At 72.8% G+C, this 21,428-nt stretch carries 21 protein-coding genes and 4 tRNA genes; 15 read left to right on the plus strand and 10 right to left on the minus strand.

Annotation, left to right across the window (positions count from 1 at the left end):
• Positions 1-100: 100 nt before the first annotated feature.
• Positions 101-379, minus strand: coding sequence for a hypothetical protein (locus tag AB0C78_RS24740; RefSeq protein ID WP_360751782.1), 279 nt, complete (start codon positions 377-379; stop codon positions 101-103).
• Positions 380-549: 170 nt separating this feature from the next.
• Here AB0C78_RS24740 and AB0C78_RS24745 point away from each other — a divergent pair, with 170 nt between their 5' ends.
• Positions 550-1,281, plus strand: a complete 732-nt coding sequence (locus AB0C78_RS24745; protein ID WP_360751785.1) for an XRE family transcriptional regulator — start codon at positions 550-552, stop codon at positions 1,279-1,281.
• Positions 1,282-2,216: 935 nt separating this feature from the next.
• Here the strand turns inward: AB0C78_RS24745 and AB0C78_RS24750 are convergent.
• Positions 2,217-2,828: a DUF2637 domain-containing protein gene (locus AB0C78_RS24750; protein WP_360751788.1), complete on the minus strand. Its 612-nt coding sequence runs from the start codon at positions 2,826-2,828 to the stop codon at positions 2,217-2,219.
• Positions 2,821-3,042 carry a hypothetical protein gene (locus AB0C78_RS24755; protein WP_360751791.1) on the minus strand — a complete coding sequence of 74 codons (222 nt, stop codon included), beginning with the start codon at positions 3,040-3,042 and terminating at the stop codon, positions 2,821-2,823. The genes AB0C78_RS24750 and AB0C78_RS24755 overlap by 8 nt, the downstream gene beginning before the upstream one ends.
• Positions 3,043-3,314: 272 nt before the next feature.
• Here AB0C78_RS24755 and AB0C78_RS24760 point away from each other — a divergent pair, with 272 nt between their 5' ends.
• Positions 3,315-3,575, plus strand: coding sequence for a sigma factor-like helix-turn-helix DNA-binding protein (locus AB0C78_RS24760; RefSeq protein ID WP_225992169.1), 261 nt, complete (start codon positions 3,315-3,317; stop codon positions 3,573-3,575).
• Here the strand turns inward: AB0C78_RS24760 and AB0C78_RS24765 are convergent.
• Positions 3,565-4,446 carry a LysR family transcriptional regulator gene (locus AB0C78_RS24765; protein ID WP_360751793.1) on the minus strand — a complete coding sequence of 294 codons (882 nt, stop codon included), beginning with the start codon at positions 4,444-4,446 and terminating at the stop codon, positions 3,565-3,567. The two genes, AB0C78_RS24760 and AB0C78_RS24765, sit on opposite strands and share 11 nt — an antisense overlap.
• 81 nt (positions 4,447-4,527) lie before the next feature.
• Between AB0C78_RS24765 and AB0C78_RS24770 the strand changes: the two genes are divergently transcribed.
• The 7 genes from AB0C78_RS24770 (at position 4,528) to AB0C78_RS24800 (ending at position 9,280) form a co-directional block, all read left to right on the plus strand.
• Complete coding sequence (locus AB0C78_RS24770) at positions 4,528-5,382, plus strand: oxidoreductase (protein WP_360751795.1); 855 nt, start codon at positions 4,528-4,530, stop codon at positions 5,380-5,382.
• Positions 5,383-5,635: 253 nt separating this feature from the next.
• Positions 5,636-5,720: transfer RNA gene (locus AB0C78_RS24775), tRNA-Ser, on the plus strand.
• A 5-nt stretch (positions 5,721-5,725) separates the two neighbouring features.
• Positions 5,726-5,798: transfer RNA gene (locus AB0C78_RS24780), tRNA-Met, on the plus strand.
• A gap of 21 nt (positions 5,799-5,819) precedes the next feature.
• Positions 5,820-5,892: transfer RNA gene (locus AB0C78_RS24785), tRNA-Arg, on the plus strand.
• Position 5,893: 1 nt separating this feature from the next.
• Positions 5,894-5,968, plus strand: a tRNA-His gene (locus AB0C78_RS24790).
• A gap of 55 nt (positions 5,969-6,023) precedes the next feature.
• Positions 6,024-7,925 (plus strand): glycoside hydrolase family 3 N-terminal domain-containing protein, encoded by a 1,902-nt coding sequence (locus AB0C78_RS24795; protein ID WP_360751797.1) that lies wholly within the window; start codon positions 6,024-6,026, stop codon positions 7,923-7,925.
• A gap of 80 nt (positions 7,926-8,005) precedes the next feature.
• The gene (locus tag AB0C78_RS24800) at positions 8,006-9,280 is read left to right on the plus strand and encodes an ROK family protein (protein ID WP_360751800.1); all 1,275 of its coding nucleotides are present in this window, start codon (positions 8,006-8,008) and stop codon (positions 9,278-9,280) included.
• Here the strand turns inward: AB0C78_RS24800 and AB0C78_RS24805 are convergent.
• The 5 genes from AB0C78_RS24805 to pdhA all read right to left on the minus strand — a co-directional run bounded on the left by AB0C78_RS24805 (position 9,258) and on the right by pdhA (position 14,612).
• Entirely contained in the window at positions 9,258-10,367 is a 1,110-nt protein-coding gene (locus tag AB0C78_RS24805; RefSeq protein ID WP_360751803.1) for an AAA family ATPase, read from the minus strand. The two genes, AB0C78_RS24800 and AB0C78_RS24805, sit on opposite strands and share 23 nt — an antisense overlap.
• Positions 10,364-11,008 (minus strand): nicotinamide riboside transporter PnuC, encoded by a 645-nt coding sequence (gene pnuC / locus AB0C78_RS24810; protein ID WP_360751806.1) that lies wholly within the window; start codon positions 11,006-11,008, stop codon positions 10,364-10,366. The genes AB0C78_RS24805 and pnuC overlap by 4 nt, the downstream gene beginning before the upstream one ends.
• A 105-nt stretch (positions 11,009-11,113) precedes the next feature.
• Positions 11,114-12,430, minus strand: a complete 1,317-nt coding sequence (locus AB0C78_RS24815) for a dihydrolipoamide acetyltransferase family protein (RefSeq protein ID WP_360751809.1) — start codon at positions 12,428-12,430, stop codon at positions 11,114-11,116.
• On the minus strand, positions 12,427-13,443 hold the full coding sequence (locus tag AB0C78_RS24820; protein ID WP_360751811.1) for an alpha-ketoacid dehydrogenase subunit beta: 1,017 nt from the start codon (positions 13,441-13,443) through the stop codon (positions 12,427-12,429). Before AB0C78_RS24820 ends, AB0C78_RS24815 begins: the two co-directional genes overlap by 4 nt.
• Positions 13,444-13,454: 11 nt before the next feature.
• A complete protein-coding gene (pdhA, locus tag AB0C78_RS24825; protein WP_360751813.1) occupies positions 13,455-14,612 on the minus strand; it encodes a pyruvate dehydrogenase (acetyl-transferring) E1 component subunit alpha in 1,158 nt (385 codons plus the stop codon).
• Positions 14,613-14,756: 144 nt separating this feature from the next.
• Here pdhA and AB0C78_RS24830 point away from each other — a divergent pair, with 144 nt between their 5' ends.
• Complete coding sequence (locus AB0C78_RS24830) at positions 14,757-15,389, plus strand: GntR family transcriptional regulator (protein WP_360751815.1); 633 nt, start codon at positions 14,757-14,759, stop codon at positions 15,387-15,389.
• A 19-nt stretch (positions 15,390-15,408) separates the two neighbouring features.
• On the opposite strand, the gene AB0C78_RS24835 is transcribed toward AB0C78_RS24830, so the two are convergent.
• Entirely contained in the window at positions 15,409-16,104 is a 696-nt protein-coding gene (locus tag AB0C78_RS24835) for a GntR family transcriptional regulator (protein WP_360751817.1), read from the minus strand.
• A 162-nt stretch (positions 16,105-16,266) separates the two neighbouring features.
• On the opposite strand from AB0C78_RS24835, the gene AB0C78_RS24840 reads away from it, so the two are divergent.
• Genes AB0C78_RS24840 through AB0C78_RS24860 form a run of 5 tightly spaced genes read left to right on the plus strand, consistent with a single transcriptional unit; the run spans position 16,267 to position 21,266 of the window.
• Entirely contained in the window at positions 16,267-17,496 is a 1,230-nt protein-coding gene (locus tag AB0C78_RS24840) for an NRAMP family divalent metal transporter (protein WP_360751820.1), read from the plus strand.
• Positions 17,497-17,504: 8 nt separating this feature from the next.
• Positions 17,505-18,113 (plus strand): allophanate hydrolase subunit 1, encoded by a 609-nt coding sequence (locus AB0C78_RS24845; RefSeq protein ID WP_360752048.1) that lies wholly within the window; start codon positions 17,505-17,507, stop codon positions 18,111-18,113.
• On the plus strand, positions 18,110-19,015 hold the full coding sequence (locus tag AB0C78_RS24850; RefSeq protein WP_360751822.1) for a biotin-dependent carboxyltransferase family protein: 906 nt from the start codon (positions 18,110-18,112) through the stop codon (positions 19,013-19,015). Before AB0C78_RS24845 ends, AB0C78_RS24850 begins: the two co-directional genes overlap by 4 nt.
• On the plus strand, positions 19,012-19,803 hold the full coding sequence (locus AB0C78_RS24855) for a putative hydro-lyase (protein WP_360751825.1): 792 nt from the start codon (positions 19,012-19,014) through the stop codon (positions 19,801-19,803). Before AB0C78_RS24850 ends, AB0C78_RS24855 begins: the two co-directional genes overlap by 4 nt.
• A gap of 20 nt (positions 19,804-19,823) precedes the next feature.
• The gene (locus AB0C78_RS24860; protein ID WP_360751827.1) at positions 19,824-21,266 is read left to right on the plus strand and encodes a cellulose binding domain-containing protein; all 1,443 of its coding nucleotides are present in this window, start codon (positions 19,824-19,826) and stop codon (positions 21,264-21,266) included.
• The last annotated feature ends 162 nt before the right edge of the window (positions 21,267-21,428 follow it).

Below are 21,428 nucleotides of genomic sequence, written 5' to 3' on the forward strand. Positions count from 1 at the left end.
GGGACACTCACCGACCGCGCCGCCTCCACCTCCCCCCGCGGAACCGCGCTCCCCTTCGCGGTCCCGGTCCATGGTGAGCGCGGCGTTCGCAGGCGTCCGATCACCAGTTCACCGCGCGCTTGATCTCGGCCCGTGCGGCCTCGTTGACGAGTGCCTCACGCAACGCGGCGGGCGAGGACTGGATCACCGTGGGGTCGACTCCGGCGGCCGGGTCGTGCAGGCTCGCTACCCAATCCCCGAGACTCCCGTCGCTGCGTACGCCACGCCAGATCCGGTGACCAGTGAAGTCCCTCCGCAGGTTTGCGAGTTCCTTGTCAGCCGAGTCCGAGTCGACGGCGGTGTGCGTGGGGGCGGCCGGGTACGGCCGATCGGTGTGCATGGTGGCTCCTTGGCGTGCGTGGGGTCGTCCTGGCGAACGTGGCGTTCGCGGTGTGCCTTGAGCCTCGCGTCCGGTCCGGGACCTCTCTATCGGCATCTAGGGACGTCTTGGGACGTCTTCTGTTAGCGTCGTTGAGTGCGTCGTCCTCGCTTGTGTCCCCGGGAGGTCTGGTGAACGACTTGTTGCGGCGGGCCCTTGCTGATGCCCGTCTCGCCGAAGCTGACGTCGCGAGGCGGGTGGGAGTGGATCCCAAGACCGTTCACCGATGGCTTGCCGGGCGCGTACCGTACGCGCGGCACCGCGGACGCGTGGCCGCGCTACTCGGGAAGGATGAGGCGGATCTCTGGCCACAGCTCGCCGTGCCGGCCGTCCGGACGGATCCGCCGGTGGTTGAGGTCTTGGCAACGTACCCGCACCGGTGGGCCGTCCCTCGTCCGGTGTGGCAACAGCTCTTCCAGGGCGCCCGGGACGAGATCGGCATTCTGGCCTACGCGGGACTGTTCCTCGCCGAGGACATGGGCATCATGCGCGCGCTCGCCGAGAGAGCGCGTGGTGGGGTGCGTGTGCGGATCCTGCTCGGAGATTCGGACGGGGCATGCGTTGCGGAACGCGGAAGTGATGAGGGCGTTGGCGAGTCGATGGCCGCGAAGATCCGCAACGCCCTTGTCCACTACCGGGCTCTCGGCGAGGTGGACGGCGTAGAGATCCGGCTACATGACACCGTCCTTTACAACTCGATCTACCGTGCCGATGACGACCTTCTGATCAATCCGCACGCCTACGGCATCGCCGCATCCCACGCGCCGGTGCTCCACCTGCGACGCGCGGAGGATGGCGACATGGCGAGCACCTACCTGGAGAGTTTTGAGCGCGTGTGGGCGGCGGCGTCGCCGGTCGGGTAGTGGACATGCCAATCCTCTGTCATGGACGGGATGGTTCGTAGCAGGAGCCTTCGTGGTTGCCGCCGGCGCGAGTTGCAGTGCCTTGCACGGCTGTCCAGCTCACCGACATGACCTGGCCTGGATATCCGCGCGGGAAGGCAGTGATCGCGTCGCGGCGTCAATGGGCTTCCAAGGTAGCAATGTACGCGATCGTTAGTTAGTTATGAGACACTTGCTGCATGCTGATACTGATAGATCCAACGCTACTGCTGACTCGCCGTGGGCAAGTTTGGATAGAGCGATTGCGAACAGATATGTGGAGCAAAGTTGCAATCTCGAACAGTTTGCAGTCTGCGGTCGCTTGGCGAGACCCGATACCATTTTCGGCATATGCGTCTGGATTTATATTTCGTTCACTGGATCCTTGGCGTTTCTCGGGCGTAATACAGGGTTTGCGTGCCGTTCGCGCTAGAATGCCGGACGGTGTGACCAGAGACTTATTGGCTGCCGGGGGTAGCGGAGAGGTTGTTGCCGATCTCTGGACGGGCCTACAGTGCGGTGGGATCCTCGTTGCTCGGCGTCCTCCAACCTTCGATCTATTGGTACAAGCTGGCGTGCGTCTCGTGGTTGAGGGCAAAGAGAAGCGACCCTACCTTGTGAATCTTATTTATCAAACAGTGGGAACTGGTCTAGGTGACGCCCTCATGCGACGGAGTAGGTTTGTGGCAATTTCTGGTTCTCCTATTCTGGAGTTTGACTGCGTGACGGAAACGACTGTCTATGTATCGGACGGTGGGCCTGGTCGTTATTAGTGTGCATTCTTGTAAATGTCTGAAGGTTATAAGTTGTCACTGGCGGTGGCGCAGCCTAGACAGGCGGGGCGTTACTGAGTGCGTAGGGGAAGCATGCGAGAGCCCCTGTCGGTCTGGATGGTGCGTGACAGGGGCTCTCGTGGTTCACGCCGACGCGGAGTGTTCCGCGTTGGTGATGATCTGCTTGACCTTGCGGCGGTCGATGTTGTGCTTCTCGGCTAGGTAGCGCTGGGAGAGGGGGCGGCCGGGGCCGTCCAGGCTGGCGAGATACTCGGCTAGTACCGCTTGTTCTAGGGTTTGCTTCACTTCGGTGCTTGGTGGTTCGTGGTGTTCCACGATGGTGCGTTGCTCGTCCTGGGGTGGTGCGGTGTGGCGCGCTGCGGTGCGAGTGAGCGTCATGAGTAGCTCGAATGAGCCGACGAGGGCGAGCGCCGGCCATGCGCTCACGAGGGCGCCTATGACGCCGTGGGACGCGCCGTGCGCCACGTTGGCGCCTACCGTCGCCACGATGCCTACGGCGAGGCTCCACTTGGCCAGAGCGGGCGCCGGTTGCTTGCGGCGACTCGCGTCCAGGATCACCATGGACGCCGCCCAGATGAGGCCGTCCACCGTGAACGGGACGAGGCGCGCCGTTGTGCCCGCCTCGCCGTGGGAGTGGACGAGTTCGTAGGCGTGGCGGTACGAGATGATCGCGGCCACCACGGCGACCGCGACGACTGCCAGAGCCGTTGTGATCCGGATGAGGCGATCAACCATTGGCCAGTTCCCGACGCCACTCCATGACGCACAGGTCGTCCTCGCCGTGGGTGATGACGCGTTCGGCGAGCAACATGGCTGTGATCGCCGAGTTGCGGTCGAGGGGGCGTGGCCATGTGGTGACGTGCCAGCCGTCCGGGATGCGGGTGGCCGTGGCGATGATCTCGCCGTTGAGGTCTGTGACCATGGTGTTTTCGCTGATCCTCAGGGCCATGGTGTGTGCCCTCCTTCCTGCTGAGCGGAGGGGAGCCACGGGAGCCGCCGGCGGGAGCCAAGGTAAATCGATCTTGCTCGACCTACCTCGACTCCGCCGGACGGACCGTGGGTTTCCCTGCCTGCGTTTGCGCAGGTGAGCGGCTGCCAGGGCGACTCTTCCGGACGGTGCCGGACGTGATCGGATCCAGCCCTCGAATCGGCGCCTCAACTCTTCCTTAAAGACGGCATAAGGGGGGCGCCTTGGGGGCTTCGCGGTGCGAAGTTCGTTGCGTGGCACTGCGAATGGGCAAGCACACCGGTTCGTTCGCCCCCGGCGCACCGGGGGAGCGGACGCGCTCCGCGGCGGTCGCCCGGGCCTTCCAGGCGCTGCCGTCGGCGCACCGCGAGATCCTCACCGAGACGGTCTTCCGGGAGCGCTCGGTCAACGAGGCCGCCGCCCTGCTGGGGGTGCCGGTCGACGTGGTCAAGGTCCGCGTCTACCAGGCGCTGCGGGCCCTGCACGCGACGCTGGGCGCGCCCGTCACCCGGTGACCAGGCCGCGGACGATCTCCGCGAACGACCGCACCAGCGGGCCGTCCGCGCCGTCCGCCCAGGCGAGCGCGACCCGCAGCGGCTCGACGCCGGTGAGCGGCACCCAGACCATGCCGGGCCGCGTGTAGTAGCGCGCCATGCTGGACGGGGCGAAGCAGATCGCGACGCCCTCGGCGACCTGCTCGAGCATCTCCTCGACGTTGTCGTTGGTCGGCCCCCACCGCGGCTCCGACCCGTCCGGGCGCGGGTTGACCGCCCACCAGTCCACCCATTCGCGCGGCGCCCGCTCCGTCCACAGGAGGGGTTCGTCGGCGACGTCGAGGATGCCGACCGCCTCGTTACCGGCGAGCGGATGGTCGGACGGGAGCCCCACGATCCGCGGCTCGGTGTGGACGATCTCCGAGTGCAGGCCCGTCAGGTCGGCGGGCAGCCACACGAACGCCACGTCGACGTCCCCGGACCGCAGCGCGTCCGCCTCGCCGCCCCAGTCGAACCGCTTCGGCTCGACCCGGACGCCGGGATGCGCGCGGGCGAACTCGGAGCGGGCCCGGGTCGTCAGCTCGCCGGCGCCGCTCGCCTCGAACCCGACGCGCAGCACCCCGGTCTGGCCGCGCCGGTGCCGCTCCGCCGCAGCGGTGACCCGCTCGGCCTGGCGGACCGTCCGGCGGGCCTCGGCGACGACATCGGCCCCGGCGGCGGTCGCGGTGACCCCGCCCGCGTGCCGGTCGAACAGCCGCACCCCGAGCTCGGACTCCAGCCGCCGCAGCGCGTACGACAGCGCCGGCTGGCTGACGAACAGCGCCTCGGCGGCCCGGCCGAGGTTGCCGGCGTCCGCGATCGCGACCAGGTAGCGCAGCTGACGCAGCTCCATGCTGCGATGATAAAGGCTCTTTATCGGTCATGTTGATCTCTGTCTTGGACGCCGCGGTGCCGCGCCTGCGATAAACGAGCCATGACGAACGCAACTGAGAACGGAACCGGACGGGTCTGGCTGATCACGGGGGCGACCTCGGGATTCGGGCGGGCGATCGCGGAGGCGGCGCTCGCGGCGGGCGACACCGTCGTCGCGGCGGCGCGCCGCCCGCAGGCCCTGGACGACCTCGCCGAGCGCCACCCGGGCCGCGTGAACGCGGTCGCGCTGGACGTCACCGACCACGGCCGGATCGCGGACGTGGTGGCCGACGTGCTGCTGTGGCACGGCCGGATCGACGTCCTGGTGAACAACGCCGGGCGCGGCCTGGTCGGCGCGGTGGAGGAGACCACCGACCGCGAGCTGCGCGACCTGATGGACCTGCACTTCTTCGGGCCCGCCGCGCTGACCCGGGCGGTGCTGCCGCACATGCGCCGGCAGGGGTCCGGCGCGATCGTCCAGCTGACGAGCCAGGGCGGCCGGCTGTCCTTCCCGGGCGTCGGCGGCTACTCGGCCACCAAGTTCGCGCTGGAAGGGCTGACGGAGGCGCTCGCCGGGGAGGTCGCGCCGTTCGGCATCAAGGTGATGATCGTGGAGCCGGGCGCGTTCCGGACGTCGTTCGCGGGCGGCGGGCTGCTGATGGCCGCCGAGATGCCGGAGTACGCCGGCACCGTCGGGCAGGTGCGCAAGGGCCTGCCGGACAGCGACGGCAAGCAGCCGGGCGACCCCGCCAAGGCCGCCGCCGCGATCCTGACCGCGCTGGACGCCGAGGACACGCCGCTGCGGCTGCCGCTCGGCAGCGACGCCGCCGACGCGGTCGCCGCGAGCCTCGACGGCCTGCGCGAGGAGTTCGACGCCTGGGAGCCGCTGATCCGCAGCACCGATTTCGACGAGTAGGGAATCCGGGGCGGCTCCCATCGGGCCGCCCCGGAAATAATGTGTTGCCGGGGCGGAACCCCTGCGGCAATATGGGCGTCGAACGGAACGAGGCCGGAAGGAGAGGGAAAGATGCGCCATCACCGAATGCACCGCAGCAGCCACTCCGGCCTCGGGAGCCGCCGCAGGACGTGACCATCGCGTCCTGACGCCGACCGCCCGAGCAGAACGGGCGGTCTTTTTGTTTCCCGGAACGTTCCCCGAACGCACCCTCGGAGGGTTGGCCGAGCGGAAAGGCAGCGGCTTGCTAAGCCGTCGTCAGGGGTCACCCTGCGCGAGTTCGAATCTCGCACCCTCCGCGCAGGCTGGGCAGGGATGCTGGTGCATCCGGCGGTCTCATAAGCCGCATCAGGCAGGTTCGATTCCTGCGCCCAGTACGCAGTACAAGTGAATATCGAGTCTCCGTGGCGCAGAGGAGAGCGCGCCGGGTTGCGGACCCGGAGGGCGTAGGTTCGATTCCTACCGGAGACACGGCGTCCGTGGTGTGGTGGTCTGCACGCCAGGTTGTGGTCCTGGAGGTCCTCGGTTCGATCCCGGGCGGTCGCCCTTAATAGGAAATAGCGGTATTGGGTGGGCGGCGGCCGGCAGATATTGCCGGCCGCTTGCGCCCGCTTGTGCCGGGAATGGCCGTCGCCGGAAAAACCTTCCTCATGTACTGCTTCTCCGTGCAGGCGGTCCGGTGGCGGCTGCTCGCCCTCGGCCTGCCGGCGCTCCTCGTGCTCGGCCCGGTGCCCGCGCTCGCCGCCGGCGGCGCGGCACGCCCGGCCGCCCCTTATCTCGATCCGGCGCTGCCCGTCGCGGCCCGCGTCGACGACCTGCTGTCGCGGATGAGCCTGGACGACAAGCTCGGGCAGATGACGCAGCCGGAGCGCCGGTACATCACCCCGGAGGAGGTCGGGCGGTACCGGATCGGGTCGGTCATGTCGGCGGGCGGCTCGGCGCCCTCGCCGAACACGGCGGAGAGCTGGGCCGACATGGTCGACGGGTACCAGAAGGGCGCGCTGTCCGCGCCGCTGCGCATCCCGATGATGTACGGGGTGGACGCAGTGCACGGCCACAACAACGTGGTCGGCGCGACGATCTTCCCGCACGACATCGGGCTCGGCGCCGCCCGCGACCCGGCGCTCGTCCGCGACATCGGGGCGGCGACCGCCGAGGAGATGACGGCGACGGGCGCGGACTGGGACTTCGCGCCCTGCCTGTGCGTCGCCCGCGACGACCGCTGGGGCCGCACGTACGAGTCGTTCGGCGAGGTCCCGGCGCTCCCGTCGGCCATGGCCTCGCTCATCGACGGGCTGCAGGGCGCGGAGCCGGGCGGGCCGGCGTCCGTCCTCGCCACGGCGAAGCACTTCGTCGGCGACGGCGGCACCGAGGGCGGCCGGGACCGCGGCGACGCGAAGATCTCGGAGGAGGAGCTGCGGGCCGTGCACCTGCCGCCGTTCCGGGAGGCGGTGCGGCGCGGGGTCGCGTCGGTGATGGTGTCGTACAGCTCGTGGAACGGCGTGAAGATGCACGCGAACCGGTACCTGATCACGGACGTGCTGAAGGGCGAGCTCGGCTTCAAGGGGTTCGTCGTGTCCGACTACCAGGGCGTCGACCGGATCGACGGTAAGGCGGGGTTCACCAGGGACGAGATCGCGAAGGCCGTCAACGCCGGGATCGACATGGTCATGGTGCCGCAGAAATGGAAGGACTTCATCGCCGGCCTGCGCGCCGAGGTGAAGGACGGGACGGTCCCGATGGCGCGGATCGACGACGCGAACCGCCGCATCCTGACCGAGAAGGTCCGGTTCGGGCTGTTCGAGCGGCCGATGGCCGACCGGAGCCACCTGGCGGCGGTCGGGAGCGCCGCGCACCGGGCGCTGGCCCGCCGGGCCGTCGCCGAGTCGCAGGTGCTGCTGAAGAACGACGGCGTCCTGCCGCTGCGCCGCGACGCGAAGGTCTTCGTGGCGGGACGCAGCGCCGACGACATCGGCATGCAGTCCGGCGGCTGGACGGTGACCTGGCAGGGCGCGCCCGGCAGGACGACCCCCGGCACGACGATCCTGCAGGGCATCAAGCAGGTCGCGGGGAGTCAGGCGAAGATCGCCTACGACCGGGACGGCGAAGGGATCGACGAGTCCTACGACGCGGCGGTCGCCGTCGTCGGCGAGAAGCCGTACGCCGAGTACCACGGCGACCGGCCCGGCGGCCTGGCCCTCGACGACGAGGACGTGCGGACGATCGAGCGGCTGCGCGTCTCGGGCGTTCCGGTCGCGGTCGTCCTCGTCTCCGGGCGCCCGCTGGACGTCGCGTCCCGGCTCGGCGGCTGGAACGCGCTCGTCGCGTCGTGGCTGCCGGGCACGGAGGGGGCGGGCGTCGCCGACGTCCTGTTCGGCGCCGTGCGGCCGTCCGGCCGGCTGCCGGTGACGTGGCCGCGCGGCGGGGGAGAGGAGCCGGTCAACCGCGGCGACGGCAAGGAGCCGCTCTTCCCGTTCGGGTACGGCCTCACGTACGGCGGCTGAGGACCGCGCCGCCGGTCCGGGGTATCGTGGGCGCCGTCCGGCCCACTTATGCAGGTGCCTTCCATAAGTCAGGGGGTGCCGTGTCCGAACGCTCGCTGCACGGGGGCGACCTCTCGGTGCTGCGCCGCCTGAACTCCGCCGCGACCCTGCGCGAGCTGCGCGACGGCGGCGAGTCGACGCTGTCGGGGCTGGCCCGCCGGGTCGGGCTGTCGCGCCCCACCACCGAGGGCGTGCTCGGCGACCTGATCGGCCGCGGCCTGGTCGCCGAGGTCGCGCCGCGGCCGGGCAGCGGCCTCGGCCGGCCCGCGCGCCGCTACCGGTTCCGCGCCGAGGCCGGCCACGCGCTCGGCGCCGACATCGACGCCCACCACGTGCGGCTGCTCGTCACGGACCTGTCCGGCGAGGTCGTCGGCGGCCACCGCGCCGGCCTCGACACCCACGCCCGGCCGGACGCCCGCATCGCCGCCGTCCGCGCCGCCGTCAAGGCGTGCCTGGCCGAGGCCGGGATCGACCGGCGGTCGCTGCGGGCCGTCGCCGCCGGCACCCCCGGCGTCGTCGGCCCCGACGGCACCGTCACCCGCTGCGCCGCGGTGCCCGGCTGGGAGGGCGTCGAGCTCGGCCGGGAGCTCGGCCGCTCGTTCGCCTGCCCCGTCCTCGTGGAGAACGACGCCAACCTCGCCGCGCTGGCCGAGCGGTGGCGCGGCGCCGCCCGCGCGGCCGACGACGTCGTCTGCGTGCACGCCGGGCTGCACACCGGCGCCGGCGCGCTGATCGGCGGGCGCCTGCACCGCGGCCGGTGGGGCGCCGCCGGCGAGATCGGCATGCTGCCGGAGCTGGGCCTGCGCTACACCACCGCCGTGCTGGTCACCGGCGCCGAGCCGGGGCCCGAGCCCCGGCCCGGGGCGGCCGGCGCCGCGCTCGCCGGCCTCGCCTCCGCCGGGCCCGCGCTGGAGGACGCCGAACGGGTGCTCGCCGCGGCCGGCCGGCGCGACCCGGACGCGCTGCGGGCCGTCGACCGGCTCGCCGCGCGGATGTCCCGGGGCGTCGCCGCGATGGCCCTCGCGCTGGACCCCGAGATGATCGTCGTCGGCGGCCCGCTGGTCGGCGCGGGCGCGCCGCTGGTGGAGGCGCTGCGCCGGCACGTCCTGCCGCTGTGCCTGAGCCCGGTGCGCATCGAGGCGTCCCGGCTGGGCGACGAGGCGATCGGGCTCGGCGCCGTCCGGCTGGCCCTCGACCGCATCGACGAGGACCTCTTCCGCGTCGACCGGGCGCCCGGCGACGCCGGACCGCCCGCCGGCGCGGAGCCGTCCGCCGGCGCGGAACCGCCCGCCGCTACGGAGCCAGCGGGGCGCTGAACGACCAGCCGCGCGCGAGCAGCGCGTCGGCGGCCTCGACCGCCGCGGCGAGCCGCTCCTCGTGCGGGCCGGTCACCACGATGTGCGGGAGGTCCCGCTTCTCCAGCTCCTCCTGGAAGCGGCCCGACATCCACGACCGGATCGACTCGCCGTCCCGCCAGCCGTCCTGCTCGAACGGCACCCCGTCGGGCGAGGTCAGGATCCACAGGTGGTGCGGCACCCGCGCGTGGACGGCCTCGACGTCCGGCGCGGGCGCGCCGAGGTACCGCTCATGCCAGAGCGCGGTCGCGAACGCGTCGGTGTCGCAGACCAGCAGCGGCGAACCGGTGCGGGCGGCGGCGTCCTCCAGCGCGGCGTGCCGTTCGGCGATCGCGGTGAACTCGGCGGACTCCCAGGCCAGGTCGTCCAGCCACAGCGACGGGTCGGACGCGGCGCGGCGCGCGGCGGCGAGCTTCTCCTCGGTGAAGGTGCGTCCGTACTCCGGCACCCACCGCGTCGCCGCCCACACCCCGCCGCGTCCGGCGTAGTGCGCGGCGAGCGCGCGCGCCAGCGTCGTCGTGCCCGTCGACTCGGCGCCCGTGACCACGACGCGGCGCGCCAGGTACGCGCGGACGGGCGGCGACAGCCACTCCCACGCCGCCACCGGGTCCGCGCGGACGGCGGTGCCGCTGACCGGGAACCGCTCGCGCGGCGGGTCCACCGGCACGTGGACGGCGGAGAACCGCGCCGCCAGCTCGGCGCCGTACGGCTCGGAGCTGAACACCGCGTCCACCGGCGGGACGGCCACGCCGAGCCCCGACCGCAGCGCGAGCCCCGCCCGGAACGCCGCGACGTGCGCCGACCAGATCTCGTCCGACCCGTAGTCGATCTCCGCGTCGTCCACCACCGGGACGATCTCCACGTGCGGCTGCGGGTGCGCCTCCCGCAGCCAGGCGGCGCGCAGCGCGAGCGGGACGCTCTCCACGGTCGACGCGGCGACGACCACCGTCACCCGCGCGCACGCCGCGGCGGCCGTGTCGATCAGGTGGTGGTGTCCGGCGTGCGGCGGATAGAACTTGCCGATGACGAGCCCGTGCTCGCGGGTCATGCCGGCACCGGGGCCGCCTCCCGCCGCCGCAGGTCGCGGCGCCAGGCGACCAGGCCCGCGACGCACAGCGCGAGGAACAGCACGTAGAGGGCGCCGGTCAGCTTCAGCTCCTTGTAGAAGTACAGCGGGATGTAGATCAGGTCGGCGGTGATCCACAGCCACCACGACTCCAGCAGCTTGCGGGACTGCCCGTAGGTCGCGACGAGCGACAGCGCGGTGGTCAGCGCGTCCCAGAACGGGACGGTCGAGTCCGTCCAGGCCGACAGCATCCAGGTCAGCAGCGCCGTCCCGGCCGCTCCGGCGGCGGCGAGCGCGAACCACTCGGTGCGGGCGGTGCGCCGGACGGGCAGCTCGTCGCGCCCGTCGCCCGCGTAGAGCCACACCCACCAGCCGTACAGCTGGAGCACGACGTAGACGACCTGGAGCCCGGCGTCGGCGTACAGCCCGCCGTCCAGGAACACCAGCCCGAGCAGGACGACGTTGGCGATCCCGATCGGCCAGTTGAGGATGTTCTGCCGGACGACGAGCCAGACGTTCACCGCGCCGGTGGCGAAGCCGAGCAGCTCCGCCCACGTGGTGGGCACCGACCCGAGGTGGAACGCCGGATCCAGCAGGGGACCCAGCGGAACGTTGACCGCCATGCCGGCAATGATCACATGTCGTCAGAAAGACGACAAGTGGCGCGCGGCCCCGGTGACCTCCGCGATCACCGGAGCCACGCGCTCACGCTCGGCTCACCCCGTGGCTCAGGCCACGATCAGCAGCGGGTTCTGCAGCAGCTCGGCCAGGCGGGCGAGGAACTTCGCGGCCGTCGCGCCGTCGCAGGCGCGGTGGTCGACCGAGAGCGTCACCGCCATCCGCTTGCCCGGGACGACCTGCCCGTCGCGCACCACCGGCTCGTCGCGCACGGCGCCGACCGCGAGGATCGCCGCCTCCGGCGGGTTGATCACCGCGGAGAACGAGTCGACGCCGAACATGCCGAGGTTGCTGACGCTGAACGTGCCGCCGCTCATCTCCTGCGCGGACAGCTTCCCGTCGCGCGCCTTCCCGGCCAGCTCGCGGGTCTCCGCGCCGATCTGCGAGACGCTCTTGCGGTCGGCGTCCTTCACGACCGGGACGACCAGCCCGTCCGGGACCGCGACGGCGACGCCGACGTGCACCCGCTTGTGGAAGAGCAGGTTCTCCTCGGTGTAGGAGACGTTGACCTCCGGGTGCTCGCGCAGCGCCGTGGCCACCGCCTTCACGACCAGGTCGTTCACGCTGACCTTCGCCGGGGCGAGCGCCTCGTTGAGGGTGGCGCGGAACGCCAGCAGCGCCTCGGCGTCCACCTCCCGGTTGAGGTAGAAGTGCGGCGCGTTCTGCTTGCTCTCGGTGAGCCGCCGCGCCGCGACCTTGCGGAAGCGGTTGAGCGGGACGGCCTCGACGTCCGGGTCCTCGGCGGAGGGCCGGGCGGCGGGCTTGGCGGCGGGCGCCTGCGGGGCAGCGGCCGGCGCTGCGGCCGGGGCCGGGGCGGCGGGCTGCGCGCCGTCGCGGATCGCGGCCTCGATGTCGGCGCGGACGATGCGCCCGCCCGGCCCGGACCCGGTCAGCGACGCGAGGTCGAGGCCGTGGTCGCGGGCCAGCCGGCGCGCCAGCGGCGACGACGGCGGCCGGGACGCGCCGGTCTTGCGCCCCTCCGGGGCAGGTGCCGGGTGCGCGGCGGCCGGTGCGGGCACCGGCTCGGGCTCGGGCGCCGGCGCGGCGGCGGGCTGCGCGGGCTCGGCGGCCGGGGCAGGCTCGGCGGGCGCCGGGGCCGGTTCGGCCGCCGCCGCCTCTGTGCTCGCGCCGCCCTTCGGGGCGATCACCGCGATCGGCGCGCCGATCGCGGCGGTCTCGCCCTCGCCGACGAGGATCTTCTCGAGCACGCCGGCCTCGTAGGCCTCGTACTCCATGACCGCCTTGTCGGTCTCGATGTCCACCAGGACGTCGCCGACCGCCACCTCGTCGCCCGGCTGCTTCTGCCAGGAGCTGATGACGCCCTCCTCCATGGTGTCGGAGAGGCGCGGCATGAGGATCTCGGTCATCGGGCGGGCTCCAGCATCGGACGGCCGGTCGCGCGGAGCGTGTCGCGGACGGCGGTGAGCAGGGAGTCGGCGGACGGCAGCGCCGCCGACTCCAGGGACTTGGCGTAGGGCAGCGGCACCTCGGCCATCGCGACGCGGCGGACCGGCGCGTCCAGCCAGTCGAAGGCGCCCTCCTGGATCGTCGCGGCGATCTCCGCGCCGATGCCGTAGGTGAGCCAGTCGTCCTCGGCGACGACCGCGCAGCCGGTCTTGCGGACCGACTCGACGACGGTCGCGCGGTCCAGCGGGCGCAGGCTGCGCAGGTCGACGACCTCGGCGGACACGCCCTCGGCGGCGAGGGTCTCGGCGACCTCGGAGGCGACGCGCGCCATCCGGGAGTAGCCGATGATGGTGATGTCGGTGCCGGGGCGGGTGACGGCGGCGCGGCCGATCTCGGCGGGCTCGATCTCCTCGACGGGGGCCGGCAGCTCGCCCTTGGTGTTGTAGAGCGCGAGGTTCTCCAGGAACAGCACCGGGTCGTCGTCGCGGATCGCGGCCTTCAGCATCGCGGACGCCTCGGCGGGCGTGCTCGGCGCGACGACCTTCAGCCCGGGGATGAACGAGTAGAACAGCTCGACGTTCTGCGAGTGGGTGGCGCCGAGCTGCTGGCCGCCGCCGCCCGGGGTGCGGATCACCATCGGCACGCTGGCCTGGCCGCCGAACATGCCGTAGATCTTGGCGGCGTGGTTGACGATCTGGTCCAGCGCGAGCAGCGAGAAGTTGATCGTCATGATCTCCACGACGGGACGCAGGCCGAGCATGGCGGCGCCGATCGCGGCGCCGACGAAGCCCTCCTCGGCGATCGGGGTGTCGCGGACCCGCTTCGGCCCGAACTCCTTGAGCAGCCCTTCGGTGATCTTGTAGGAGCCCTCGAAGAGCCCGATCTCCTCGCCCATCAGGAAGACGTTCTCGTCGCGGAGCATCTCCGCGCGCAGCGTGTCCCGGAGCGCCTGGCGGTAAGTGACGGGTGCCATCAGCGTGCTCCTCAGGAACTGAATACCGGGTCGGCGGGCAGGCGGCGCAGCTCGCCCGGGACCGGGGTGGCGTAGGTGTAGTCGAACAGCGTGGAGACCTCGGGGGCCGGGCTCTCGTCGGCGAACGCGGCGGCGGCGTCGATCGCGGCGGTGACCTCGGCGTCGAGGCGGTCCCGGTCGTCGTGCGACAGGATCCCCGCCTCCTCCAGCTCCAGCGCCATCCGGGCGAGGGGGTCGGCGGCCTTCAGGGCCTCCTTCTCCTCCTTGGACCGGTAGCGGGCCGGGTCGACGACCGAGTGGCCCTTGAGCCGGGGGCTGACGGTCTCCAGCAGGTACGGCTTGCTCTCGGCGCGGGCGCGCTCGACGGCGACGCGCGCGGCGTCGCGGACGGCGACGACGTCGGTGCCGTCCACCCGGACGCTCTCCATCCGGTAGGCGGCGCCGCGCCGGTACAGCTCGGGCTCGGCGGCGGAGTGCTCCACGGTGGTGCCCATGCCCAGCCCGTTGTTGATCACGACGAAGACGACCGGGAGGTCCCAGAGGCCGGCGATGTTCAGCGACTCGTGGAACGCGCCGATCGCGGTGGTGCCGTCGCCCATGTGGCACATGACGACCTCGTCGCCGCCCTTGTAGGAGACGGCGAGGGCGGCGCCGGCCGCGAGCGGGACCTGCCCGCCGACGATGCCGTACCCGCCGAGCAGCCGCGCCTCGGCGTCGAACAGGTGCATGGACCCGCCCCAGCCCTTGGACACGCCGGTGGAGCGCCCGTAGAGCTCGGCCATCACGCGCTCGGCGGAGATGCCCTTGGCGAGGGCGTAGCCGTGCTCGCGGTAGTTGGTGAAGAGGTAGTCGGTGGGGCGCAGCGCGGCCATCAGGCCGACGACGGTCGCCTCCTCGCCGAGGTTCAGGTGGCAGTAGCCCCCGATCTTGGCCTCGGTGTAGGCGCGCGCGGCGCGCTCCTCGAAGCGGCGGATCAGCAGCATCTGGCGGTAGTACGCCACGAGCGTCTCGGCGCTCTCCGCCGGGCCGCCGGGCGCGGCGCCGTTCACCGCGCGCGCGGCACCGTTCTTCGCCGCGCCGGCCGTCGGCCCTGAGGCCTTGGTGCCGCGCGCTCTCCGGGTCGTGCGAGCCGGAGCGGCCTTGGTAGCTGACCGGGTGGTCTCAGCCATCGGCGACCTTCCTAAGTCCGGGGGAACGCCGTAGGATCGCCACGACGCTCACCGATCATCATTGATCAATGATCGATCATATTCGAGTCTATCTCCTCGGGCGTCAAGACTCACTTACCGTCGCCCCGTCTAATATTGGCTCCCGTGAACACGCCCGTCCCCGCCCAGCTGCTGCGCACCGGGCTCGCCGACCAGATCCGCGAGTTCATCGTGGAGGGCATCAGCTCGGGCCGGTGGGAGCCGGGCGAGCGCATCGTCGAGCGCCGCATCGCCACCGAGCTCGGCGTCAGCCAGGGGCCGGTGCGCGAGGCGCTGCGGCAGCTGGAGGCGCAGCGGCTGATCGAGTCGCTGCCGAACCGGGGCGCCCGCGTCCGCGCGTTCACCGAGCAGGACCTCGCCGAGATCTTCCCCGTCCGCGCCGGGCTGGAGCGCACCGCCGCCGAGCTCGGCATGGCGCGCATCGCCGGCTGCCTGGACGCGCTGGAGGAGCGCAACCGGCAGCTGAGCGAGGCGGCGCGCGGCGACGACCTGCACGAGCAGATGCGGCTCAGCATCGCCTTCCACCGCGAGATCGTCGAGGCGGCCGGCAACCGGCTGCTGTTCTCGGTGTGGGAGGGCCTCGGCATCGAGCTGTGGACGACGCTGTCGCTGCGGCTGCACCACACCGAGATCTACTCCAAGTCGGCCGAGCACGCCGAGCTGATCGAGGCGTTCCGCCGCCGCGACCCGCGGGCCCCGCAGCTGCTGCACGACCACGTCATGAACTACGCGCCGTAAGACGCCTGGCCGCTCACGCTCACTCCTGCTCGCGGTAGGCCTTGGTGAGCTGCGCCTCGGCGTCGTCGAGGTAGGAGCGCAGCTCCGCCTCGGCGGCCTCGACGTCACCCCGCCGCAGCAGGTCGCAGAGCCGCCGGTTGCGGGCGAGGTACGGCTCGTGGAACTCGCGCGGCGAGCCCATCTCGTGGAAGACCAGGCGCATCTCGGCCAGCAGGTGCCGGGTCATCTCGTCCACCCGGGGGCTGCCGACCAGCGCGGCGAGCGCCTGGTGGAAGCGGATGTCGGCGGTGCCGACCTGCTCCCACACGTCGTCCGCCGCGGCGCGCTCGCCGTCGGCCACGGCCGCCTCCACCCGCGCGAGCGCCCCGGGCGGGGCGGACGGCGCGCACCGCACGCCCTCGCACTCCAGGATCCGGCGGACCCGGTACAGGTCGGCGAGCCCCTCGGCGGTGACGCGGCGGACGAACACGCCCCGGTTGAACTCGTGCACGAGCAGCCGCTCGTTGATGAGCAGCCGGAACGCCTCGCGGACGGTGTTGCGGGAGACCTTGGCGGCGCGGCCGAGGTCCTCCTCGGGGAGCCGCTGGCCGGGGACGAGGCGGCCGTCGGTGATCTGCTCGCGGAGCAGGTGGGCGACGCGGTCGGCGGTGCTGTGCCGGCCGATGTCGTCCCGCGCCGCCGCGATGGTGTCCAGCCACGACTCCTGCGCCGGCATCGGCCCGTCCTCCCCGCGGTGGCGCGGCGCCGCCCGGGCGCGCGCGGAACTCGTCCGGGACCACCGTATCCCCTTCCGGGGAGAATTCCTCAACAAGGGGATTGAAGGATTGTTGAACAATCCTTACGCTGTCGGAAAGCCGACTCCCCGGAAGGGGCAGCCATGACGGAAACCACCCTCGACCACACGCCGGCCTCCCCGCCCACCTCGTCCCGCCGCGGCGCCCTCCTCGGCGCCATGTTCCTGATGGCCACGAGCGCCATCGGCCCCGGGTTCATCACCCAGACGACCACCTTCACCGCCAAGCTCGGCGCCGCGATGGCGTTCGCGATCCTGGTGTCGGTGCTGGTCGACATCGCGATCCAGCTCAACGTGTGGCGGATCGTCGGCGTCTCCGGACGGCGCGCCCAGGACCTCGGCAACTCGGTGGTGCCCGGCGGCGGCTACGCGCTCGCCGCCCTCGACGTCTTCGGCGGGCTGGTGTTCAACATCGGCAACGTGGCCGGCTGCGCGCTCGGGCTGAACGCGCTGCTCGGCCTCGACGTCAAGATCGGCGGCGCGCTGTCCGCGCTGGTCGCGATCGCGATCTTCCTGATCCGGCGGGCCGGCGTCGCGATGGACCGGATCGTGGTGGTGCTCGGCGCCGTCATGATCATCATGACGCTGTACGTGGCGGTGGAGTCGGGGCCGCCGATCGGCGACGCGCTCCGCCAGACCGTGGCGCCCGGGCAGGTCGACTTCCTCGTCATCACCACCCTCATCGGCGGGACCGTCGGCGGCTACATCACCTACGCCGGCGCCCACCGCATGATCGAGTCCGGGCTCACCGGGCCGGGCAACATCCGCGAGATCAACCGCAGCGCCATCACCGGGATCCTCGTCACCGGCGTGATGCGCGTCCTGCTGTTCCTCGCCGTGCTCGGCGTCGTCGCCGGCGGCGTCACGCTCGCCAAGGACAACCCCGCGCCGTCGGCCTTCCAGCACGCCGCCGGCGAGACCGGGCTGCGCGTGTTCGGCCTGATCATGTGGTCCGCCGCGATCACCTCGGTGATCGGCGCGTCGTACACCTCGGTGTCGTTCCTGGTGTCGTTCTCCGGCTGGATCGAGCGGCACCGCAACCGGCTCGTCGTCGCGTTCATCGTCGTCTCCACCGCCATCTACCTGGCGATGGGCACGACCCCGGCCAAGCTGCTGATCCTCGCCGGCGCGCTGAACGGGCTCATCCTGCCGTTCGGGCTGGCCGTGCTGCTGTGGGTCGCCGCCCGCCGCCGCGACCTGCTCGGCGGCTACCGGTACCCGGCCTGGCTCCTCGGCCTCGGCGTCGCGGCCTGGCTGCTGTCGCTGTACCTCGGCTGGAACGCGCTGTCGGGCATAGAAGACCTGTGGAACTGAGGGAACGGGTGCGGATCCTGCCGAACGGCGACCGGGCGCTGCTCGTCGAGCTGCCCGGTCCGGAGGCGACGCTCGGGCTGTACACGGCGCTGACCGCCGCCCCGCCGCGCGGCGTCGCCGACATCGTCCCGGCGGCCCGCACCCTGACCCTGCTGCTCGACCCGTCCGCCGACCCCGCCCGGGTCGCCGCCGCCGTGCGCGGCGCGCGGCCCGGCGCGGCGGCCGGGTCCGCGGCGGCCGTCGAGGTCCCCGTCGTCTACGACGGCCCGGACCTCGCCGAGGTCGCCGCGCTGACCGGGCTCACCCCCGACGAGGTCGCCGCCGCCCACACCGGCACGCCGTGGCGGGTCGCGTTCACCGGGTTCGCCCCCGGGTTCGGCTACCTGGACGGCGGCGACCCCCGGCTGGACGTCCCGCGCCGCGGCACCCCGCGGGTCCGGGTCCCGGCCGGCGCGGTCGGGCTCGCGGGCCGCTTCAGCGGCGTCTACCCGGTCGAGTCGCCGGGAGGCTGGCAGCTCATAGGGCGTACGGAGGCCGTCCTGTGGGACCTCGACCGGGACCCGCCCGCCCTGCTCAGGCCCGGGGTAAAAGTTCGTTTCGTCCGGAGGGAACCATGAAGCGGGGCCTGGACGTTCTCCAATCAGGACTCCTGGCAACCGTTCAGGATCTGGGACGTCCGGGTCACGCGGCGCTCGGCGTGGGGGTGGCGGGCGCCGCGGACCCGGATTCGTTCCGGCTCGCGAACCGCGCGGTCGGCAATCCCGAGGACGCCGCCGCCATCGAGGTCACGTTCGGCGGGCTCCACGTCCGGTCCCGTGGGGGAGCGTTCGCGGCCGTGACCGGAGCACCCGCGCCCCTCACCGTCGACGGCCGCGCCGTCGCCCCGTTCTCGGTCTTCCACGTGCCCGACGGCGCCGAGCTGCGCATGGGCACGCCGGCCACGGGCCTGCGCAGCTACCTCGCCGTCCGCGGCGGGATCGCGGTGCCGCCCGTCCTCGGCTCCCGCTCCACCGACACGCTGTCCGGCCTCGGCCCGGCCCCGCTCAAACCCGGCGACCTGCTGCCGGTCGGCCCGCCGCCGCGCGCGAACCCGCAGCTGGACGCCCTGCCGGTCGCGCCGCCGCCCGCACGGGACGTCGAGCTGCGCGCGATCCCCGGCCCCCGCGCCGACTGGCTCGCCCCCGGCGCCCTGGCCGCGCTGTTCCGCTCGCCCTACGAGGTGACCAGCGAGATCGACCGGGTCGGCATGCGGCTCGACGGACCCCGCCTGGAGCACGCCGGACGCGGCGAGCTGCCCAGCGAGGGCACCGTCACCGGCGCGCTGCAGGTCCCGCCGTCCGGGCTCCCCGTGCTGTTCCTCGCCGACCACCCGGTGACCGGCGGCTACCCGGTCATCGCGGTGGTCGTCTCCGCCGACGTCGGGCGCGCCGCGCAGGCGCGCCCCGGGCAGCGGCTGCGGTTCCGGCCGCATCCCGCGCCCCCGCTCGCAGGCCCGCGACCACCACAGGAGGGACCGTGACGAATCCGATCGACCCGGGCTCGCTCAGCCCGGACCAGGCCAGGGCGCTGTTCCGCGCCGGGCTGCGCGTCCCGACGGCCGGCTGGTGCTCCGGCTGGACGCAGGCGAACCTCATCGCCGTGCCCCGCGACCAGGCCTACGACCTGCTGCTGTTCGCGCAGCGCAACCCCAAGCCGTGCCCGGTGCTGGACGTCACCGAGCCCGGCGAGGCGTCCGCGTCGCTGTTCGCCGGCGACCTGCGCACCGACCTGCCCGGCTACGTCGTGTACGAGCACGGCGAGCCGGTCGCGGAGGTGCCCGACGTCACCGGGTACTGGCGCGACGACCTGGTGTCCTTCCTGATCGGGTGCAGCTTCACGTTCGAGGACGCGCTGCGCGAGGCGGGCGTCCCGGTCCGGCACATCGAGCAGGGCACCAACGTCCCGATGTACCGGACGAACCGGATGTGCCGCCGCGCCGGAGAGTTCGGCGGCCCGCTGGTCGTGTCGATGCGGCCCGTCCCCGCCGCGCAGGTCGCCGACGCCGTCCGCGTCACGGCGCGGTACCCGTCCGTGCACGGCGCGCCCGTGCACGTCGGCGACCCGCTGGAACTCGGCATCGACGACCTGGACGCGCCCGACTTCGGCGACCCGGTGGAGGTCCGGGTGGACGAGATCCCGGTGTTCTGGGCGTGCGGGGTGACGCCGCAGGCCGCGGTCATGGCGTCCCGCCCGAAGCTCGCGATCGGCCACGCGCCCGGGCACATGGCGATCACCGACGTCCGCGACACCCGGTACCTCGTGCCCTGAGTCCGGCATAGGCTGCCCCCATGCCCGAGATCGTCGCCCCGGGCGACCGGCTCGGGGAGCGCTACCTCCTGGAGGCGCCGCTGGGCGCCGGCGGGATGGCCACCGTCTGGCGCGCCACCGACCAGGTCCTGGACCGCGCCGTCGCGGTGAAGGTCCCGGCGGACGGCTGGCCGGAGGAGCTCGGCCGCCGGCTCCGCCAGGAGGCCAAGGCCGCCGCCGGCCTCGCCCACCCGAGCATCACCGGCGTCTACGACTACGGCGAGGACGACATCACGCCGCGGACGGGCCGGTTCGCGCAGCGGCGGCGCGTCCCGTACGTGGTGATGGAGCTGCTCGACGGCGAGACCCTCGCGGCGCGGCTCGCGCGCGGCCCGATGCCCTGGCGGGAGGCGGCCGGGGTGTGCGCGCGGATCGCCGACGCGCTGGCCGCCGCGCACGCCGCCGGGGTCGTGCACCGCGACATCAAGCCCGCGAACGTGTTCCTGACGCCGGTCGGGGTGAAGGTCCTCGACTTCGGCATCGCGTTCACCGGGACGTCCGAGGGGCCGGTCCTCGGCACCCCCGCCTACGTCGCCCCCGAGCTGCTCGCGGGCGCCGAGCCGGGGCCGTCCGCCGACGTGTTCTCGCTCGGCGTCGTGCTGAACCAGGCCCTGACCGGCGAGGCCCCCGCACCGGTCGTCGGCGCGCTGCCGGACGGCGTCCCCGCCGAGGTCGCGGAGCTGTGCCGGCGCTGCCTGGACGAGGACCCCGGCGCGCGTCCGGCGGCGCCGGAGGCGGCCCGGATCCTCGCGGACGCGGCGGGCGTGCAGCTCGCCCCGTTCCCGCAGCACGCCGAGGCGGCGGCCGTCGGCGGTGGCGAGCATCCACCGACGCGCGTGCTGGACGAGCCGCTCCCGGAGCCGTCCGGCGACCCCACATCGAGCGAGCCCGCGCCGGGCGCGCCGCCGCCCGGCGCGCAGGCCGGCGGCGTGCAGGCGGGCGGCGGGCCGGGGCCGTCGCGCAGGCCGCTGGTCATCGCGGGCGCGGCGGTCGGCGCGGTCGGCCTGGCGGCGCTGCTGATCGGCGTGCTCACCCCGGACTCCTCGCCGAACGCCGGCGGTCCGCCGAAGGCGCCCGCCCCGTCCGGGACCAGCGCGACCGCCGCGGTCACCGCGTGCTCGGTGGCGTACCGGATCGACGGGTCGTGGCCGCAGGGCTTCCAGGCGACGGTGCGGATCACCAACCTCGGGACGGCCGCGATCGACGGGTGGCGGCTGGGCTTCGCCTTCCCCGACGGCCAGTCGATCACGCAGGTGTGGAACGCGGGTCAGCAGCAGGACGGCGCGTCGGTGACGGTCACCGCGGCGGACTGGAACCGGTCGATCCCGCCGCGCGGGACGGTCGAGTTCGGGTTCCTCGGCAGGCAGGACGGGGGGAACGGGCGGCCGTCCCGGTTCACCCTGAACGGCGTGGAGTGCCGCTAGGCCCGGCCCGCAGTGGGAGCGCTCCCAGAAAGTTCCCGCAGTTCAGCGCCCATTTTCACCGCCCGACACCGATCGCCCTATTGTGCGGCGGCTTCCCGAGGGCTTAGCATCCCCGTCAATCGAAGCGCTTCGACAACCCGCTTCGACACCCCATCGATCCGA

Source organism: Actinomadura sp. NPDC048394 (genome assembly GCF_040651755.1).
GTDB classification, from domain to species: Bacteria; Actinomycetota; Actinomycetes; order Streptosporangiales; family Streptosporangiaceae; genus Spirillospora; species Spirillospora montaniterrae.